Annotated in this window: 14 protein-coding genes and 1 pseudogene; 11 read left to right on the top strand and 4 right to left on the bottom strand. The window is 46.0% G+C overall.

Annotated features, from left to right (window positions below; translation table 11 throughout):
* The first annotated feature begins 442 nt into the window (after positions 1 to 442).
* From Q5691_RS19675 to Q5691_RS19665, 3 genes are all read left to right on the top strand, one after another.
* A complete protein-coding gene (locus Q5691_RS19675; RefSeq protein ID WP_333085227.1) occupies positions 443 to 1,204 on the top strand; it encodes a ZIP family zinc transporter in 762 nt (253 codons plus the stop codon).
* 172 nt (positions 1,205 to 1,376) lie between these two features.
* On the top strand, positions 1,377 to 3,788 hold the full coding sequence (locus Q5691_RS19670) for a bifunctional serine/threonine-protein kinase/ABC transporter substrate-binding protein (RefSeq protein ID WP_333213254.1): 2,412 nt from the start codon (positions 1,377 to 1,379) through the stop codon (positions 3,786 to 3,788).
* A 503-nt stretch (positions 3,789 to 4,291) separates the two neighbouring features.
* Positions 4,292 to 5,011 carry a PHP domain-containing protein gene (locus tag Q5691_RS19665; protein ID WP_333216116.1) on the top strand — a complete coding sequence of 240 codons (720 nt, stop codon included), beginning with the start codon at positions 4,292 to 4,294 and terminating at the stop codon, positions 5,009 to 5,011.
* A gap of 498 nt (positions 5,012 to 5,509) precedes the next feature.
* Here the strand turns inward: Q5691_RS19665 and Q5691_RS19660 are convergent, their stop codons facing one another.
* Both Q5691_RS19660 and Q5691_RS19655 read right to left on the bottom strand, forming a co-directional pair.
* Positions 5,510 to 6,676 carry a CO2 hydration protein gene (locus tag Q5691_RS19660; RefSeq protein WP_333216113.1) on the bottom strand — a complete coding sequence of 389 codons (1,167 nt, stop codon included), beginning with the start codon at positions 6,674 to 6,676 and terminating at the stop codon, positions 5,510 to 5,512.
* 178 nt (positions 6,677 to 6,854) lie between these two features.
* A complete protein-coding gene (locus tag Q5691_RS19655) occupies positions 6,855 to 8,369 on the bottom strand; it encodes an NADH-quinone oxidoreductase subunit M (RefSeq protein WP_333216112.1) in 1,515 nt (504 codons plus the stop codon).
* Positions 8,370 to 8,599: 230 nt separating this feature from the next.
* Here Q5691_RS19655 and Q5691_RS19650 point away from each other — a divergent pair, with 230 nt between their 5' ends.
* The gene (locus Q5691_RS19650; protein ID WP_333271767.1) at positions 8,600 to 9,211 is read left to right on the top strand and encodes a Uma2 family endonuclease; all 612 of its coding nucleotides are present in this window, start codon (positions 8,600 to 8,602) and stop codon (positions 9,209 to 9,211) included.
* Positions 9,212 to 9,334: 123 nt separating this feature from the next.
* Here the strand turns inward: Q5691_RS19650 and Q5691_RS19645 are convergent, their stop codons facing one another.
* Positions 9,335 to 11,209 (bottom strand): NAD(P)H-quinone oxidoreductase subunit F, encoded by a 1,875-nt coding sequence (locus tag Q5691_RS19645; RefSeq protein ID WP_333216108.1) that lies wholly within the window; start codon positions 11,207 to 11,209, stop codon positions 9,335 to 9,337.
* A 623-nt stretch (positions 11,210 to 11,832) separates the two neighbouring features.
* Between Q5691_RS19645 and Q5691_RS19640 the strand changes: the two genes are divergently transcribed.
* The 7 genes from Q5691_RS19640 (at position 11,833) to Q5691_RS19610 (ending at position 18,537) form a co-directional block, all read left to right on the top strand.
* Entirely contained in the window at positions 11,833 to 12,144 is a 312-nt protein-coding gene (locus Q5691_RS19640; RefSeq protein ID WP_006635059.1) for a carbon dioxide-concentrating mechanism protein CcmK, read from the top strand.
* Positions 12,145 to 12,240: 96 nt separating this feature from the next.
* The gene (locus Q5691_RS19635; protein WP_006635058.1) at positions 12,241 to 12,582 is read left to right on the top strand and encodes a carbon dioxide-concentrating mechanism protein CcmK; all 342 of its coding nucleotides are present in this window, start codon (positions 12,241 to 12,243) and stop codon (positions 12,580 to 12,582) included.
* Between the two features lie 411 nt (positions 12,583 to 12,993).
* Complete coding sequence (locus tag Q5691_RS19630; protein WP_006635057.1) at positions 12,994 to 13,299, top strand: EutN/CcmL family microcompartment protein; 306 nt, start codon at positions 12,994 to 12,996, stop codon at positions 13,297 to 13,299.
* Between the two features lie 166 nt (positions 13,300 to 13,465).
* The gene (locus Q5691_RS19625) at positions 13,466 to 15,100 is read left to right on the top strand and encodes a ribulose bisphosphate carboxylase small subunit (RefSeq protein ID WP_333346465.1); all 1,635 of its coding nucleotides are present in this window, start codon (positions 13,466 to 13,468) and stop codon (positions 15,098 to 15,100) included.
* A 289-nt stretch (positions 15,101 to 15,389) separates the two neighbouring features.
* Entirely contained in the window at positions 15,390 to 16,067 is a 678-nt protein-coding gene (locus tag Q5691_RS19620) for a carbon dioxide concentrating mechanism protein (protein WP_333216105.1), read from the top strand.
* Between the two features lie 205 nt (positions 16,068 to 16,272).
* A complete protein-coding gene (locus tag Q5691_RS19615) occupies positions 16,273 to 17,046 on the top strand; it encodes a BMC domain-containing protein (RefSeq protein WP_333101844.1) in 774 nt (257 codons plus the stop codon).
* Positions 17,047 to 17,496: 450 nt separating this feature from the next.
* Entirely contained in the window at positions 17,497 to 18,537 is a 1,041-nt protein-coding gene (locus tag Q5691_RS19610) for a tetratricopeptide repeat protein (RefSeq protein WP_333312214.1), read from the top strand.
* Between the two features lie 16 nt (positions 18,538 to 18,553).
* Here the strand turns inward: Q5691_RS19610 and Q5691_RS19605 are convergent.
* Positions 18,554 to 18,840: pseudogene (locus Q5691_RS19605) on the bottom strand (transposase); the annotation flags it as partial.

Genomic DNA, 18,840 nt, shown 5'->3' with positions numbered 1-18,840 from the left:
GACGTTTATTATTCGCATCCCTTGCTGCCAGTTCATTCTTAATTAATCTAGACATCCAACACAGCACAAACGAAGTCAAAAGCCGGGTGGTTTCTCACATAATTGCAGCAACGATTGGTTGGTTTACTGATCTAATTCTTGGGCCAGGATATCCGTCAGCGGAGACGGCGATTAGGAGCAAATATCGTTATTATTGATTGAATAATGCTAGTTAAAAAAATTAGCCATCTCTTCCGTTAGAAGCCTGCGGCTATCGCTGGTTTCGAGTCAATCGCATCCTGGGGTAAAAAAGTTAATGTTGAGGGGAACACTAGCGACTATAACTATGAGGAATGTACTTAGCAGATTAGGTGAAAAACCCGGTTTCTGGCGCCCATCCGTAAGTCGTATATATAATTAATTTTTAGGCGTGCATAAAAAATTTTCCTCTGAGGTAGAGCTGATGTTTCCAGTGTGGTTGCAGGCAGGATTTTGGGGTTTACTGGGGGGGTCGGCGCTGCTACTGGGAGCGGCGGTGGGTTACTTTGTGAGCATTCCCCAGCGCGCGATCGCGACAATTATGGCTTTTGGCGCTGGTGTGCTGATTTCAGCGCTATCCTTTGAACTGATGGATGAAGCTTACAAGCGCGGCGGTTTCGACTCGACGGCGATCGGCTTTTTGGGTGGTGCTGCTGTCTACACAGCCGCCAATTGGTTTTTGAGTCAACAGGGAGCAAAACACCGCAAGCGATCGGGCGCTTTGCACCCAGCTAAAACAGAGTCAGGCGATGGCGGATTAGCCATCGCCCTCGGCGCGCTGTTAGACGGGATACCGGAGTCGATCGTCGTTGGTGTCAGCATGATTTCTGGAGGCGCTGTTAGTTGGGTGACAGTAGCGGCAATTTTCCTCTCCAACATTCCCGAAGGACTCTCTAGCGCCGCCGGCATGAAAAAAGCAGGGAGATCGATGGGTTACATTTTTGGAGTTTGGGGCGCGATCGCAGTTATTTCCGGTATTGCAGCATTGTTAGGATATACGGTTTTCAGTGGCTTTTCTGCGGAAGTAATAGCCGCTACTACCGCCGTAGCAGCAGGGGGTATTTTAGCAATGATCTCAGATACTATGATTCCCGAAGCATTCGAGGAAACTCACGATTTTGCTGGACTAATTACTGTCTGCGGATTTTTAGCTGCTTTTGTACTCAGTAAGTTAGCAGAAAGATAATTGATAATTAGCGATCGCTCTTCACTAATGTAGAATTGCCAATTGCTGAGAGTTATAGTGTTTTTGATATAGACACAGATGAATTTGATATGTTGCCAAGCTGTATTGGGCAACAAAAAAGCTTATAATCAACATTAAAGGCCGCAGCCTGTCAAGAGGTGTTGGAAGATTTATGTGTGTCAACTTAGGGCATATCCTACATGAAAGGTACGAAATTCTCGCTTTGTTGGGAGAGGGAGGGTTTGCTAGAACCTACACGGCTGTACAAATAAACAAACCTAATAATCCTCTGTGCGTTGTTAAGGAAATTCCTTTTCCCCTATCGAACGATCCGCGCGTCTTGGAGAGGGCAAGGAAGCGATTTGAAAGAGAGGCTAGCGCTTTGCGCGGTCTCGGCAAAAACTCGCGCATTCCCGAATTATTCGATAGCTTTGAAGAAAACGATTATTTTTACTTAGTTCAAGAATATATTGAAGGACATCCGCTTAGTCAAGAACTCACTGCGGGCGATCGGTGGAATGAGCAACAAACTGTTGTTTTGTTGCGGGAAGTTCTGGAAACACTAAAATCAGTCCACCAAGAAAATATTATTCACCGCGATATTACACCTTCTAACTTAATTCGGCGCAAAACAGATCAAACAATTGTTTTAATTGATTTTGGGGCGGTCAAAGAAATCGGCACTTTTACCGCTAACTCTACCGGTGAAATATTCACATCGCAGGCGATCGGCACCAGGGGTTATATGCCTGCCGAACAATACAATCCGCAGTCTGTCCCGCAACCCTATAATGATATTTATGCAGTAGGAATTATCGCGATTCAATCCCTCACCGGGCGGCGTCCCACCAATCTGCCACAAGACCCCGAAAATTGTGAAATTATCTGGGATTATTTAACATCTGAACCGGTTAGCGATGGTCTCACAAATATTTTAACCAAAATGGTGCGCTTCCACTTCCAAGACCGCTACCAGTCTGTTGAGGAAGTTTTGCAAGACTTGAATTTGATCGTCGCAGGGCCCCCGTTACCCAAAACTTCGCGGAAGTTGCGATCGCGCTTTCGCTGGCTGCTGTTAGGCGTTGCGGGAATTGTGGCTTTTGGGGCGATCGTACTTTTAATCCCCAGAATTTCCCCGCTAATCCCCAGAATTTCCTCGCAACCAACGTTGCCTAAACCCTCCGCAGATGGTGTAAGTTCCGGCGAAAAACTCCTAGTGCAGACATCCGCCCTGTGGTCAAAACAAAGGGGAATTAATGAGTTTTCCGACTCAAATTATCCCGAAGCTTTAAAATTGCTCAAACAGTCCTGGCGGGAAGACCGCAGAGATCCAGAAACTTTAATTTACATCAACAATGCTCTGCTGAAGGCAATAAATGCAGAATATTACACGATCGCAATTGTTGTTCCCATTCGCAGAAATCAGGACGGCAGCATCCTCAACGCAAATTTAGCAGAAGAACTGCTTCGTGGCATTGCTCAAGCTCAAACCGAAGTTAATTTAGGTCTTCTGGCTGCAAATGAGAACAATAAAAATTTTCCCGGTCAAGGCTTTCTCCAACCAAAAGCTATTAAAGGAAAAGGTCTCAAAGTCATCATTGCTGATGATGGCAATATCAAATCCTACGCGATTCAAAGGGCTAATTATCTGGTCGCTCAGCCCGATATTCTAGCAGTTATCGGCCACTACACCAGCGACATGACTGTAGAAACCGTAGATATTTACAATCGAAATCAACTAATCGCCATTTCTCCAGGAAGCACAACAGAAGAACTGACGAGAAAACCTCGAAAATTTTTCTTTCGGACGGCTCCGACAACTAGAATAGAAGCTGAAGCTTTAGTAAATCAACTGCTCTTGGTCGGCGAGAAAAAAGCCGCAGTATTTTACAATCCCAACAGTCCGTTTAGCGCTTCTTTGTGGGAAGAATTCAAAGAGCAATTTGAAGCCAAAGGAGGCTCGACTTTTAGACTTAGGAATTATTACGATTTATCTAAAAATAATTTAGACGCCGAAGCAGCAATCACAGAAGTTGAGAAAGCCGGAAAAACAGCCTTACTTGTCATTCCCGACGGTCAAGTCACTAATTCTCTGGAAAATGCGATCGCAATGATTAAAGCTAATGGCGATCGCAATTGGATTGTCGGGCCCTGGACTCTGTACGAGCCGAGAACGTTAGAAGTAGCAAAAGAGCTAAAGTCTGTTGAAAAACTGGGCATATCTGTGTTTTGGCATCCGTTAATAAGTTTTGACAAAAAATTTCCGCAAAACGCTGAAAAATTGTGGGGAGGCCCGGTCAATACTCGATCGGCTTTAACCTACGATGCCGCCCGGACGCTGATTAAAGCCCTCGAAATGCAGCCAGAACCTAGCCGCCAAGGAATGCAAAAAACCTTAGCCGATCCAAACTTTAAAGCCGAAGGAGCCTCCGGTATAATTGAGTTTGACTCGAAGACTGGAAATCGGAAAAACCCTCCTAAACGAGTGGCGCATATTGTACCGTGTTCGAGAGAACAGTTTGGAGTTACATTTGTGCCGATCGAATTTTCCACAGCCGCAGCCGCAGGTTTAAAGTGCGATTGAAGTGATATAGCAATCCTTGCAGGAGTTGTAAACTTTTTACCCCACCCCAACCCTCCCCTGATCAAGGGGAGGGAGTAAGAAATTCACAAATGATGCGAGGATTGCTATATCTTGTGGCATTTTCCACAAACCTTTTAAGCGTGGGCATCCTGCCCACTCCACAATAAAATTTACTCTTTGTGGAACAGGCCGGAAAGCCTGTTGCTGAGAATGATGCAATAGGTGCGAGTAAATTGATATCTGGCGGCATTCTCCCCAAACCTGTAGAGGCGAGTTTTAGCAACTATAAATTGCCTGAAATCAATAATCTCATAAACCGACCCCCACCCGACAATAAAATTCTGGATAAAGAATTGTGCAAGATGTGCGAGTGAATTGATATCTTGTGCCGAACGCAACAATCCGCCAGATATTTCAATCCCACAGCAGACTATTGCCACAGGTGCAACATATCAATTTATTAGATATATTAAACAAGGTTAGTTTTTTTTATAATAACGCTTATGGCTGTCAATCTCGCTGCCCCAACAAGTTCTAGTCTCAAACCAGAAGCCCAGAATATCTCAGCACTCAAACAAGTCTTTCAGACAATTGAGGCCGATAGCTGTCCGGGTTCCTATAATTTTCATATGCACACAGTCTACTCCGACGGGCGATTGCAGCCAGAGAAATTGATGGAACAAGCCATAGCCGGAGGTCTCAAAGGCTTAGCTATCACCGACCACCACAGCACCCAAGGCTACGTTAAAGCTCAAATTTGGCTGGATAATTGGAAATTAAACCATCCCGACAAAAATAGCGAAGCACCTAGTCTCTGGACAGGCGCTGAAATTAATGCCGAATTGCTTAACAATGAGGTACACATTCTCGGTTATGCCTTCGATCCGCAACATCCCAGTCTCAAACCTTACTTGCGAGGTAAAAGCACTGAAGGCACTTATTTTTATTCAGCAGCCAGGGTAATTGAAGCTATTCATGAAGCAGGAGGTTTAGCCGTTCTCGCACATCCTTGCAGGTATCGATCGACTGCCGATCAACTAATCCCAGAAGCAGCCCGTTTCGGCATTGACGGTGTAGAAACCTACTATGCTTACGGTAATCCCAATCCTTGGAAACCGAGTCCCAAACAAACCGCTTTAGTCAAAGAATTAGCAGAAACTTATGGTTTGCTGGGAACTTGTGGCACGGACTCTCACGGCCTGAGTCTTCTCGTCCGAATCTAAATAGTTCGGAAATAAGAAGTGCTTTATCCGGTCCTTACCAGTCTAAGCATTAGCGGATATATCTCTTATGAAAGCAATCAGAATGAGTCGAAAACAAACAGTTTATCAGGTCAATCGATTTTAGATTTTAGATTTTAGATTTTAGATTGACTCCACGGATAAATTCGGGGGCAAGTTTCCTCGGATACAGGTTTTTTATTTCTGGGTCCTGAGTCTGCGCGTTGGAATGAATCCGGGGGCTTGTATCCTGGATGGTTGATTGTCATATTAGGTGGGCTAAAATGACTATACAATTGTTTGGTAGTGAGGACTTCAGTCCTCATAAAAGTCTGTGGGCTGAAGTTTTCACTACTTGCCTGATAACGGCTATTTTACGGGACGTGAGATGATTGCGATCGCCCGGATGAGCTTTCGGTATCCAAAAGTAAGCAATTGCTTTCTTCAGGTAATATTCTTGCAACTCCGAGAGACATTGCGCCCTAAAAACCAGTCGCCCTTCTACCGTTCGGGGAACAACTGACAAGCCCGGTTAGTTGGCTGATTTGCCCAATCCAAGCGAGAATTCCCAAATCGATCCATCCAACCTTCCAAATAAGCTCGATTAGCCTTTTTTTCCTCTGGGTCGGAGGTATTCATGGGATGAGGTGCTAAACCCAAAATAGTCGCCGTCGTCACGCAAAACATCGACTTCTGAAAACTTTGGCAAATTTGCACCCGCACATCGTCTTCACCACGACAGCTAGTGCGATAAACTTCGTGCAAATACTCCGGCAAATAATGACGCATATCTTGCATCAATTGAGTTGGCGGAATCCCTGCACCTCCAATAGGTAAAGGGTCAGCAAACAAAGCCCCGTAGGCAAAATCTTTTTGTTTTTCCGGGATTTGATGAGCTTGAGCGTTGTAGGAAACTGTGCCAAAAAAAGCTGTACCCCGAAAGAAAACAGCCTCTACATAAGGCACGGCTACATCTGGTAAAAATGTCAAGTTAGCCGATGCCGGAATGATATCGTAGACTTGACCGTGAATCTTGACGCTGTAGGTAATCGGTAGGCTGGCCCCGGCGACTAAACCGGCTTTGACAAAATCAACTACATCAGAAATAGACTTAGTTTCCCCTCGATCGTAGGAATCAGATAAGTCCATAAACAAATCGCTCATTACCCGCCAAAACTGACCGAGACCGGTGTAGTAAGCCAGCATCCGCACTTGTTCCGGCAAAAAATCAGGAAATGCTTTGTTGAGTCCCTGCATGAAAAAATTGCCTTTCAGTTTAGCAGCGATCGCCTTTTCGGCCAAACTGCTAAATTCCGGGGAATCCAAATAACTGTCCAAACCCCCGCCGCCGTGCCAAAGCATTGTTCTCATGCAATACTCAGCATACTCAAAATTTATGCGATCGTGCCACAAATAGCGCCTTAATTTGGGCAGCGTCACCTCTCCGTTAAAATATTTAAAAAACGGAAAAAGCACTAAAAACTGTTCTTCGGCAATATAATTGAGATTGCGAGAATAGGCATCTAAAACAATAGCATAACTTTTCAGAACGCCGACAACTTCAACCACATTTTCCGTAGATTCAGGCAGTAAAGCTTTGCCTGATTCCAAGATATCAATGTATGCGGAGAGGGGATGGGAAGATGGTTTTAATACGGTACTTGTCATTTTAATTAAGCCTGAATAGAAGGAAGAACGAAGAAATAGGTTTGTAGTAAGGAATGCAAGTCCTTTAATGATGGGCTAAAAGCTGTTAACAGAGGACTTGCACTCCTCACTACGAACCTATGGACTAAAAGCTGTTAACAGAGGACTTGCATTCCTCACTACGAACCTAGGTCATATTTTATTTCAAGTTTTGAGCAATCACTTTAACTTGCGGTGGCACATTAGCTACCATTCCGATCGCAGTTTTTTCGCTCAAAGCAACTAAAACTCCCGGCTGCACTCCCATGATTGCAATAATTATTGCTAAAACCAGCGAAGGAATGCGATCGCGCCAGCGGACTTGTGGCAAATTTACCACCACATCCGAAAGGCGGCCGAAAAAGGCGCGGTTGACCATAATTAAAAAGTAAACTGAAGTTAAACCAGTGCCGATCATGCAGAGAAAAGTTTGCACCGGAAACACTGGCAAACTGCCCCGAAATATCAAAAATTCAGCAATAAATCCAGCCAAACCCGGAATCCCCGCACTTGCCATCACGCCGAGGATCATTAAACTGCCAATCATCGGCAAACCGCGATCGGGATTGAACAAACCTTTGAGAACATCGATGTTGCGAGTGCCAGATTTTTTGTACACAATGCCGACGGTTAAGAATAGTAGCGCCGAAATTAAGCCGTGGCTAACCATTTGTAAAACAGTTCCCAGCAGACTAATCGGAGTAGCTGCGGCGCTAGCTAACAAAATGTAGCCCATGTGAGCGATCGAACTATACGCTACAATTTTTTTCATATCTTTTTGGGCGATCGCGCAACTCGCCCCGTAAAGCACACTCACCACCGCCCAACTCGCCAAAGTCGGCGCCGCCACCGCCCACGCATCTGGAAACAAACCTAAACCAAAGCGCAGCATCCCATAAGTTCCCAGCTTCAAAAGCACCCCCGCCAGCAACACCGAAACCGGGGTCGAAGCTTCTACGTGAGCATCCGGCAGCCAAGTATGAAAAGGCACCAAAGGCATCTTAATGCCAAAAGCCAGCAACACCCCTGCCAGCAAAACAATTTGCCTTACCAAAGGCAAGGGCAATCCTCCTTGCAAATGCGATGCGCCCGCTGCACCAACCAAATCGAAACTCGAAGCACCGCTAAGCCAACCAGTGCCCAAGAAAGCAGCCAGCAGCACAATTCCCGAAAATGCAGTATAGATTAAAAACTTAGTAGCAGCATAACCCCGGCGCTCGCCTCCCCAAATCGCAATTAACAGGTAAAGCGGAATCAATTCTACCTCAAAAAACAGGAAAAATAGCAGCAAATTTTGAGATAAAAAAGCCCCTGTTACGCCGCCAGTAATTAACAGAATCAAAGAATAATAAAGTCGAGGTCTGCGGATCGACTCATCCGTAGCGTAAATAGCTACCCCTGTCAGCAGAGTATTTAAAATTACCAAAGGCAGAGCCAAACCATCAACACCGAGATTGTAATTCAATCCCAAAACATCTATCCAAGGAATGAATTCCGCAAACTGCAACTGACTGGTACTGGCATCAAACTGAACTGCCAAAATCACCGAAAGAATAAAAGTTATACCCGCAATGGCGATCGCGACATTCCGAACTATTTTAGAACTCACTGAACCAGGCCAGAGCCCAATCAGGGCAGCGGCCAACATTGGTATCCAGATTAAAGCACTGAGCATCAATTAAAACTTTCCTTTGTTACACAGTATTTAGAGCTATAGCAATCCTAAATCATTTGTGAATTTCTTACTCCCTCCCCAAGGCATCGGGGAGGGTTGGGGTGGGGTAAAAAAATTAAGACTCCTGCAAGGATTGCTATATATTTAACATTAACGCAAAGCAACTGAATAAAAAAGCGATCGGCTGATTTTCTTGTTAACATAGATTCAAATGTCTCTGGAATCCTCCTATGACCTCAACTCTTACAGATCGAGAAGATTTGCAAATTAAATCTGGTTCTCCTTCCACCCGCCTCACCGTTGCCGACTTGGAACAACTGCAAAGTATACTCTCGGAAGCACATCTAGACTACCAATTAGAACTGGTAGACGGGAAGATTATCGTTATGGGCCCATCAGACATTGTATCGAGCGAAATTGGGGCAGAGTTTGGCAGAGTTTTACTAAACTGGGTCAAACCCCGCAAACTCGGACGGGTATTTGAATCTAGTGGCGGGTTTATCCTCCCCAATTCCGATCTTAGAGCTCCCGATGTTTCGTTTGTGGTAGCCGATCGCCTCAAGCAAAGTAAAAGGTATTTTGCCGCACTCGTTCCCGACTTAGTTGTAGAAATAAAATCTCAGTCCGATCGCCTAAAACCCCTGCAAGAAAAAATTTTATCTTTTATCGAACTCGGAGCAAAACTAGGAATATTAATCGACCCAGACAAGCGCACAGTAACAATTTACAGTCCGACAGCCCAGCCAGTGGTATTGAGAGACGGAGACATGATTTCAATTCCCGAACTTTTGCCCGGTTGGGAAGTTCCAGTGACCGAATTGTGGCCGATCGAGTTTGAATAAAAGTAGATAAAAAAGCAGACAAACCCAGAATAAAATCATCTGCGTTCATCTGCGGTTTAAAATTAAATAACATCAGACAAAAAGCAGACAAACCCGAAAAATTCATCTGCCAACCTCTGCTGTTTAAAACTGCCAAATAATCAACCCCAGCAACACCGCAACCCCCCCCACAATAGTCAACACATAAAACTGCGACTGACCGGTGCCGCTGTACTTCAACCCTTCACCGCTGAAAATTGTGGCAAAACCGAACAAATTCACCGCCCCATCCACCACATACCTATCAGTCCAAGCGCTGATTTTAGAAATAAAAGCCACAGCCCAAACGACAGTCAAGCGGTAAACTCGATCGATATAAAAATCGTAAGCGAACAAATCCTGCACCGCCGGCACCGGCAGCCGTACCGGTCGAGGTAATACCCCGTACCAATAAATCGCCACCCCAACCGCAACGCCAATCAACCCAGATAACAACAACAGCGGCGTATCCAGCGTCTTCAAAAGCAAATTTAAAGCATCAAAATCTCCCGTTTCCGCCCAAGGCCCAGTCCAACTAATTAACAGTTGCCACCGCTGCAACATCCAAGGCACCAACAGCCCCATCACCGTCAAAATTACCATCGGCAAAGCCATCTGCCAACCAACTTCGGGAGCTCTGCGAGTTTTCGGCTGCGGTTTTCCAGCAAACACTAAACCGAATATGCGAGTTAAATTTAGCGCTGTCAAACCGTTAACTACAAGCAGCACTATTACCAGCCACAAAGGCACAGTCCAAAAACCGTTGAGCCAGCGTCGCATCGCCCAAAAGTTGCCCAAAGGCAACAACGCTACCATCCCCGCAGCGCCTACTAAATAAGCCGTAGTCGTGGCAGGCATCTTCGACCACAACCCACCCATTTCTGTTAAATCTTGAGTGTTAGTTGTGGTAATAATTGACCCTACGCTCATGAATAATAGGCCCTTCGCGATCGAGTGGGCGAACAGCAACAGCAAAGCAATGTCAACTTGATTTAGCCCCACAGCGATAAACACCAAACCCATAGAAGCGCTGGTAGAATGCGATAGTGCTCTTTTGATGTCGATTTGGGCGATCGCCACCAAGGAAGCCCCAACAGCCGTCACCGCACCCAAAACCACCAGCACCCCACCCGTCACGGGCGACAGCGCTAAAACAGGCTGAAGTTTAATCAAAACATAAGCCCCAGCGCCCACAACTACCGTATTCCGCATAATCGAAGCCGGGTTGGGCCCTTCCATCGCCTCGTCGAGCCACAAATGGAAGGGAAATTGAGCGCACTTGGCTGTAGGTGCGGCGATTAAAGCCAAACCTAAAAGAGTCGCCACTATGGGAGACAAGGTTGCAGTTTCCGCCCATCTTTCTAAATCGGAAAAATTCAAACTTCCCGCTAAAGTGGAAAGCGTCACTACTCCCATCAGCAGGGGAACGTCTCCTACACGCTTGGTTAAAAACGCATCTCTAGCGGCTGTTACTACCAGCGGTTGAGCGTACCAAAACCCGACTAGCAAGTAAGTTGAAAGCGTCAGCACTTCCAACAAAGCGTAAGTTAGAAGCAGCGAGTCGCTAATGGCAATGCCGCTAATTGCCGCTTCAAAAAAACCCATCAGCCCAAAAAATCGAGCTAGGGCCCAGTCTTTTTCCATGTAGCCTAGAGCGTAAATTTGTGCTAGCAAACTCAGAACACTAACTAACTCCATTGCTCCGACGCTGACGGTGGAGATTTCTATTGCAAAAGACAAATCTAAATCGGCTGCTTGCACCCAGTGCACGAGCAACTGTTGAGGCGGTTGATCCCAAGTCGCTGTAAAAATAACTGATCCGTGTATGAAAGCCACCACCGTCATCAGCAAATTGAAGTAAGCTGCAGGTCTTGGCCCTGTTCTGCGAATGGTGCCGGTAGACCACGGCAAAGTTAAAATTGCGCCTATTAAGCCATATAAAGGTACCCACCAACAGGCTTGGAGGAGAAATTGAGTCATTTAATTTATCCCTTAAACTTCAAATTACGAGCTGCCTTTATACAAAAACAGTCGCGGGCGATCGCGCGAGGCCCTAAAACTTTGACTAAACCCGATCGTATAGTTGTGGCAAAATAATTTGCAGTCCAGATTAACTATACATGAAAGCATCAAAACTGATAATTATCTCAACACAAAATTATAGGCTGAGCAGAGGAGGCAGTCAAAGAAAAAAATGCCTGCCGATGGGCCAAGACTGCCTTTTTTGCCGATTTCCCTGCGATCCCCATTTTGAAATCCCCTAGTTTCCCGCCAGCGATCAGCTCCGGCTTCGCATACCGAACTCTACTTGATGAGTATTCTTACTTACTTTAATCCCCCCTCGCTCTCGGTATCTATCCCTCTAAATATTAAGATTATTAAATAAATATGAAATTATTTTAAGTAACATAAAAAATTTTAATTTTTGTTATTAAACATTATGATGTTAGTTTATATTGTCAAGGTGGACACCTTCCCCTATTCTTATAGGATAGGAAGCTTTACACTGCATTACTAAATAATGTGGGCCTCCCCGTCCAAATTTTTAGATTTCTCAAAGATTTGTAACGGTAATTTCGCTCATCCTCAAAGGAGATTCAAAAATGTCAATTGCCGTGGGAATGATTGAGACAAAAGGTTTTCCCGCTGTTGTGGAAGCTGCCGATGCTATGGTCAAAGCTGCCCGCGTTACCCTCGTGGGCTATGAAAAAATTGGCAGCGCCCGCGTCACCGTAATTGTGCGCGGCAACGTGTCGGAAGTCCAAGCCTCAGTCGCAGCAGGAGTGGAATCCGTCAAGCGTGTGAACGGCGGAGAAGTCGTCTCTACCCACATCATCGCTCGCCCCCACGAAAACCTAGAATACGTTCTGCCGATTCGATATACAGAAGCAGTAGAACAGTTCCGAGGCTACTAAGTTCTTAGCGCACAAAAGTTTTCTTAAAAGAAAATTTGTGCGATCGTCAAAAATTAACTGTTTAGTTCCCCAAATATTCAATCAGGAGTAAAACCAATGGCAATTGCAGTTGGCATGATCGAAACCCTAGGCTTCCCCGCAGTGGTAGAAGCCGCTGACGCGATGGTCAAAGCAGCCCGCGTCACCTTGGTAGGCTACGAAAAAATCGGTAGCGCTCGGGTTACGGTCATTGTAAGAGGAGATGTCTCGGAAGTGCAAGCTTCTGTCGCAGCCGGAGTAGAGTCAGTGAAGCGCGTTAACGGCGGACAAGTGATGTCCACCCACATTATCGCCCGCCCTCACGAAAACTTAGAGTACGTGTTGCCGATTCGCTACACCGAAGCTGTAGAACAGTTCCGTGAAGGCGTCAGCGGCATTCGCCCTCTCAACAGATCATAAGATAGGCGATTCCCTACGGGATAGCTTCGCTTCACGGCTGTTAGGGGCGTTTGGTAATTAAAAATTAAAAATCGCGATGTTTTTGATTTAGCATTTTTAATTTTTAATTGAGGTGGGCATGGGATATTGGTTATTAGTCATGAGTCATGAGTCCGTCGATTTTAGATTTTAGATTTTAGATTTTAGATTTTAGATTGACTCTCGCATTGAATTGGGGAGCTTGAACTCTTAGTCTAAAATTTCGAGATCGTCCACTTAAGTGGGGAATTTTACCCGTTTCTGGCGAGTCATTAGTTACTAGACGAAGAACTCTAAAAGACGCAGAGCAGACAGAAGAAAGCAAATCTAAAAACGACAAGTGACTAAGTGAAAAAATGACAATTACCAATTACCTATTACCTATTACCTAAAATGCAAATGGCCAAAGTTCTCGGCACAGTTGTCAGTACCCAAAAAGAGCCGACACTGAGAGGATCGAAATTTCTACTGCTGCAATTCATCGATGAGGAAGGTTCGCCAGTTCCCGGCTATGAGGTAGCCGCTGACTGTGTGGGCGCTGGTATAGATGAATGGGTTTTAGTGACCCGAGGCAGCGCAGCCCGGATCGCGCCCGGAAGCGAAAACCGTCCGATCGATGCTCTAGTAGTAGGCATTATAGATACTGTCAATGTAGAAAACCGCCTCATTTACAGTAAAAAAGACGACCCGTACGGCTAGTTGCAACCGTTGGCAGTTGGCAGTTGGCAGTTGATAGTTGGCAGTTGACATTGAACAGTGAACAGCTAACAGCTAACAGCTAACAGCTAACAGTGAACAGCTAACAGTGAACAACTAACAACTAACAACTAACAAAAAGATTTTTCAGTTTAGGAGAACTTAATTTATGGCAGTCCGCAACGTTGCGGCTCCCCCGACGCCTTGGTCGAAAAACTTGGCTGAGCCTAAAATTCACGACACCGCCTTCGTACATTCCTTTTCTAACATTATTGGGGATGTGCAGATCGGTTCTAATGTGATGATTGCCCCCGGGACATCTATCCGCGCCGATGAAGGTACTCCTTTTTATATCGGACAAGGAAGCAACATTCAAGACGGAGTAGTGATTCACGGCCTAGAACAAGGCCGAGTCACAGGAGACGACGACAAGTCTTATTCTGTGTGGGTGGGGAAAAATACTTCCCTCACTCACATGAGTTTAATTCACGGCCCGGCCTACGTGGGCGACAACTGCTTTATCGGCTTTCGCTCCACGGTGTTCAATGCCAGAGTGGGCAACGGCTGCATTGTCATGATGCACGTACTAATTAAAGATGTGGAGATTCCCCCCGGTAAGTACGTACCTTCGGGAGCCATCATCACTAATCAGAAGCAAGCAGATCGCTTGCCTGACGTTCAAGATTCTGACATTCAATTTGCGACCCATGTCATCGGCATCAATGACGCTCTGAGAACGGGTTATCGCTGCGCTGAGAACATCGCCTGTCTAGCACCAATTCGCAACGAGCAAACTAAAAACCCAAATATGACTCAAACCAAATATTCTACCCATGCCGGCACCCAATTGAGTTCAACTCTTGCCGATAGCATCCGTAATTTACTAGCTCAAGGATATAGCGTGGGAGCAGAACACGCCGACGCACGCCGCTTCCGGACCGGTTCTTGGCGTACTTGTGGCCCGATTTCCTCAACCCGTGACTCAGAAGTGATCGCGGCTTTGTCAGCTTGCATGGCCGAGCACCAAGGAGAATACGTCCGCTTGATTGGGATTGACACCAAAGCCAAGCGCCGCGTACTAGAAGAAATCGTCCAAAGACCGGGAGACAACGGCTCTAACGGTTCTAACGGCGCGAAAACTCACCAATTTAACGGTAAAGTTGCACAAGCTTCTAACCACAATAGCGGTTCCGTGTCAAGCGGAAAATTGAGTGCCGAAACAGTGGCTCAGGTTCGCGGCTTGCTAGCTCAAGGCTACAAAATTGGCACGGAACACGCCGACGCGCGCCGCTTCCGCACCAGTTCTTGGCAAAGCGGGGCTTCGCTGCAAGTGAGAAACGAATCTGAGGCGATCGCCGCTTTGGAAGCTGTGATGAACGAGTACCCGGGCGAATACGTGCGCTTGATCGGGATTGACCCGAAAGCTAAGCGGCGCGTGGTTGAAGAACTTATTCAGCGTCCAGACGGCCCGGTTGCTCAATCGGCTAAGCCGGCAGCAACATCGGGATACAAAGCAGCTTCGACTGGTTCGGCCAGCAGCGGAAGTTTGACCGGCAAGACGATCAACCAAGTCCGCAACCTGCTTTCCCAAGGCTACAAAATTGGCACGGAACACGCCGACGCGCGCCGCTTCCGCACCGGTTCTTGGAGCAGTTGCGCCCCGATCGCATCCAACCGCGAATCCGAAGTGATTTCTGCCCTCGAAAGCTGTCTCAAAGAACACAGTGGCGAGTACGTCCGTTTGCTGGGTATCGACTCCAAGGCGAAGCGCCGGGTACTCGAAGAAATTATCCAACGACCTTAATTTGCCTGGTAATTAGCTTATTTCTCCCGTTAAGCCCTCGCACAGGTGCCCACGGGAGAAATCCCAGCGGATAGAAGTTGGATTTGAGATAGTTAAAAAGCTCGATTGAGAAGGGTTGGTCAAAATCTAGAATCTTCTGCAACTTTCTAGAAAACGTTAAAGCATCAATCTTCTCAGTATTAGTAAATTATCGCTTCTTAGATTGACATGGTTAAATTTATTAGTCGAAAAAACCCATAATTTAAAGTCCTTTGATCTAAAAAAATCGCTCCTTTCATGGTGAAGTTGAATGTATTTATCGCCACTGCAATTAAGTAGCAACTCTCAGATTTTGATGAGTGGCGATGTAGTTGTGAATGAGGGTGCGGCGATCGCCCCTGGAGCAATCCTGCAAGCAGATCCCGGAAGCCGGATCTTGATCGCCGCCGGTGCCTGTATCGGTATGGGAGTTATCCTTCACGCCCGTGAAGGTACTCTGGAAATCGCAGCGGGCGTTATTCTTGGTGCAGGAGTGCTGGTGGTAGGTGCGGGAACGATCGGGGAAAATGCCTGTATTGGCGCCGCGACCACCCTAATCAATCCTTGTATTGACAAAATGCAAATTATGCCAGCAGGTTCTCTAATGGGAGATACCAGCCGCCAAGTCACCCCAGAAGCAACCGCAACAGCGCCAACAGCAGCGCCAACATCACCAGAAACCCCCGAAGCCACTACGCCACCAGTTGATCGACCGATCGAGCCGATCGAGCCGCCACGACCCCCCGAAACACCGCCTCAAACTGCGCCGGAGACGGCCCCAGACCCGCCGGAATCCACCGCCGCAGATCCGCCCCAACCAGGGGAAACACCGACTATTCTCTACGGTCAAGCTCACATCAATCGGCTGTTGGGGACACTGTTTCCGCACCGACAAGCTTTTAATCGATCGGAGGAAAACGGCCAAACTCTATCGGGCGGTTCCGGGTAGCCGTCATTTCGGCAAAAGGCAGCTATGCTGAAGGCAGAAAGATCAAATATAAATAGGTAATCTCATATTATTGGTAGCTCAGCAATTTGTCAGGCCTTGCCGTAGCAATCTGTGTCTTGTAGCTCGTGCAGTCTGTCTTCTCATCTGAGAAACTATAAACTATCAACAAATTTTTATTTTGGGAAGTTTCTAAGGGTAATAGAAGATGGACGGACAAACAGATCGTAACAGTCACGAAGAGCGATCGCAGCGCCAGGAATACTTCAAAGACACTGCTTTGGGTTTGGTATCCACCAAGAGTTTTCCGGCAATTGTGGGGACTGCTGACATGATGCTGAAGTCGGCAGGAGTGATTTTAGTAGGATACGAAAAAATTGGTTCCGGTCACTGTACCGCGATCGTCCGGGGCAGAATTTCGGATGTGCGTTTGGCTGTGGAAGCTGGAGCTCAAACTGCCGAACAGTTCGGGCAGTTTGTTTCTAAGTTGGTGATTGCTAGACCTTTGGCTAATTTGGAAGTGGTTTTGCCAATCGGCTTTCGGCTGACTGAACTTTCGGAAAAAGGCAGTTATTCTCGGCTTAGCAATCAGGCGATCGGTTTGCTCGAAACCCGGGGATTTCCGGCAATGGTCGGTGCTTGCGATGCTATGCTCAAATCTGCAGACGTACACTTGGCAGCTTACGAGAAAATTGGCGCCGGCTTGTGCACGGCAATTATTCGCGGTGCAGTTGCAGATGTAGCAGTAGCCGTAGAAGCCGGGATGTACGAAGCTGAGCGAATTGGCGAGTTGAACGCGGTGATGGTAATTCCGAGGCCTTTGGAAGATTTGGAACAAACTTTACCGCTGGCGAGTTGCTGGATCGAGCAGCGTAAACCGGTGATGATGCCTGTGTCGGTTAAGGAAAAGGAACAAGAATTGATTGAACTTCCCGATTTGGAGAAATTGAGAGTTTATGTGGAAGAGGAAATCAATCGGTAATTGGTAATTAGGCAACAAAAGTTTGTAGAGACGTACGGCCACAAATACTGAGACTAAGTTTGTCAAAAAAATATAGAGTTTACTCGGTAGGACGGCTGGTAACAATTTATACTGAGTAGCAGTCTCAAACTTAATTTGCCGATCGAGCCGATCGCCGCTGCATCAAGAGACACAGAGCACCAAGTAAAACTAGACTTTTGAGATTAAGTCGATCGGGTAAACAATCGAACTGACTAATAAGTAAATCCAGCCGACGTGCAGAGCCTTTCAACAGGATTTAACTACTGTTAAAATAAACCAAAAATCCTGTTTACGGTAGATTGCCGGGAATCATTTAAGAGTTAATCTAACCGCAGGTGGATGCTCTTTCAACAGATGGACGGCTGTCGAACTCAAAACTGACTCCACAGGAATCAACCCCCAGAATCAAGCACTCTTGAAAGTTGACCTATGAACCTCAAACAATTTTACAAGCGCGGTTTGCACAGCGCCAAGAAAGGAAACTATGAAGCGGCGCTTGAGGACTTCGATCAGATACTGCAACTCAATCCCGCCGATGCCAAAGCCTATAACAATCGCGGCTTGGTTTACTATTACATGAAAGAGTACCAAAAAGCGATCGCCGACCTCAGCCAAGCCTTAGATATCAATCCTAATTTGTTCGAGGCTTACTTGAATCGAGGCAATGCTTGGCGTCATCTCGGAGAACACGAAAAAGCGATTGAAGATCTCAACTGCGCTTTAGCAAATAAGCCTAACAGCCACGCTATCTACAACAACCGGGGACTTGTACTTGCTAATTTAGGAAATTACGAAGAAGCAATAGAAGACTACAATCGAGCTCTATCTATCAATTCCAACAATTATAAAACCTATTACAACCGGGGGCGCGCTTACTACCTTTTGGGAGAAAAAGAGGCAGCAACAGAAAACTTTAATGAAACGCTGCGGTTGAATCCTAAATATATCAAAGCTTACATAAATCGAGGTCTCTGTTACCACCAATTAGGAGACAATACGCAGGCGATGGCCGATTACAACATTGCACTCGCCATCGATCCACAAAATGTTTATGCCTATTATAACAGAGGTTGCGTTCGCTATAAATTAAAACAAATGCAGCTTGCAATTGAAGACTTTGACAAAGCAGTAGAACTCGATCCGAACTATGTTAAAGCTTATCTCAACCGAGGTTTAGCACTGTATAAACTTGGAGATGTGACGGCAGCAAATAAGGATTTTTACCACGTAATGTGCATTAATGCGGAAGCTTATGTATACTACCAGGCCCAGCGGTGCACGCCTGATATTAATTCGTACTTTAAGGAAGCGCCACAGGTAGAACTTAATAATGCTGTAGAATACTACAATACAACCTTAAATACGATGTCAACTTCCTTAAGTTCCGCAGCATTAAACGCGGTCTGGAATCAAGAAGATTTGGAGAACAGAGACTCGATTATCTGTGAAGGTGAATTTATTAATGATTGATTTAGTATAGCCTTTCTCAGAAAGATGAGGTACAATAACAGCAGTGTGTAAACCAGTTAAAAATATCTGATGATGTAACTTGACTGAACGCCCACTCTATGGCTTTGGCTAATTCTTGATAATTAGTAGTCTTGATAGAACGGAGAATAATTTTAAGCTTTGACCAGAGATTCTCAATTGGTGAGAAATCGGGTGAATATGGAGATAAGTATATTAATTTTGCCCCTTTTTTCGATCGCTTTTTTCACTTCTTCTCCCAAGTGAATGGGACAATTATCCATAACTACACAAGCACCTTTCCAT

The sequence above is a fragment of the Microcoleus sp. w1-18aA5 genome (assembly GCF_036701705.1).
GTDB lineage: Bacteria > Cyanobacteriota > Cyanobacteriia > Cyanobacteriales > Microcoleaceae > Microcoleus.
The sequence above is the reverse complement of the archived record's forward strand: the minus strand, read 5'-3'. Positions and strand labels throughout refer to the sequence as shown.

Bases quoted from the DNA above. Each gene is read 5' to 3' on its own strand.
- Q5691_RS19675 (WP_333085227.1), top strand. From the start codon at position 443: ATGTTTCCAGTGTGGTTGCAGGCAGGATTTTGGGGTTTACTGGGGGGG.
- Q5691_RS19670 (WP_333213254.1), top strand. From the start codon at position 1,377: ATGTGTGTCAACTTAGGGCATATCCTACATGAAAGGTACGAAATTCTC.
- Q5691_RS19665 (WP_333216116.1), top strand. From the start codon at position 4,292: ATGGCTGTCAATCTCGCTGCCCCAACAAGTTCTAGTCTCAAACCAGAA.
- Q5691_RS19660 (WP_333216113.1), bottom strand. From the start codon at position 6,676: ATGACAAGTACCGTATTAAAACCATCTTCCCATCCCCTCTCCGCATAC.
- Q5691_RS19655 (WP_333216112.1), bottom strand. From the start codon at position 8,369: ATGCTCAGTGCTTTAATCTGGATACCAATGTTGGCCGCTGCCCTGATT.
- Q5691_RS19650 (WP_333271767.1), top strand. From the start codon at position 8,600: ATGACCTCAACTCTTACAGATCGAGAAGATTTGCAAATTAAATCTGGT.
- Q5691_RS19645 (WP_333216108.1), bottom strand. From the start codon at position 11,209: ATGACTCAATTTCTCCTCCAAGCCTGTTGGTGGGTACCTTTATATGGC.
- Q5691_RS19640 (WP_006635059.1), top strand. From the start codon at position 11,833: ATGTCAATTGCCGTGGGAATGATTGAGACAAAAGGTTTTCCCGCTGTT.
- Q5691_RS19635 (WP_006635058.1), top strand. From the start codon at position 12,241: ATGGCAATTGCAGTTGGCATGATCGAAACCCTAGGCTTCCCCGCAGTG.
- Q5691_RS19630 (WP_006635057.1), top strand. From the start codon at position 12,994: ATGCAAATGGCCAAAGTTCTCGGCACAGTTGTCAGTACCCAAAAAGAG.
- Q5691_RS19625 (WP_333346465.1), top strand. From the start codon at position 13,466: ATGGCAGTCCGCAACGTTGCGGCTCCCCCGACGCCTTGGTCGAAAAAC.
- Q5691_RS19620 (WP_333216105.1), top strand. From the start codon at position 15,390: ATGTATTTATCGCCACTGCAATTAAGTAGCAACTCTCAGATTTTGATG.
- Q5691_RS19615 (WP_333101844.1), top strand. From the start codon at position 16,273: ATGGACGGACAAACAGATCGTAACAGTCACGAAGAGCGATCGCAGCGC.
- Q5691_RS19610 (WP_333312214.1), top strand. From the start codon at position 17,497: ATGAACCTCAAACAATTTTACAAGCGCGGTTTGCACAGCGCCAAGAAA.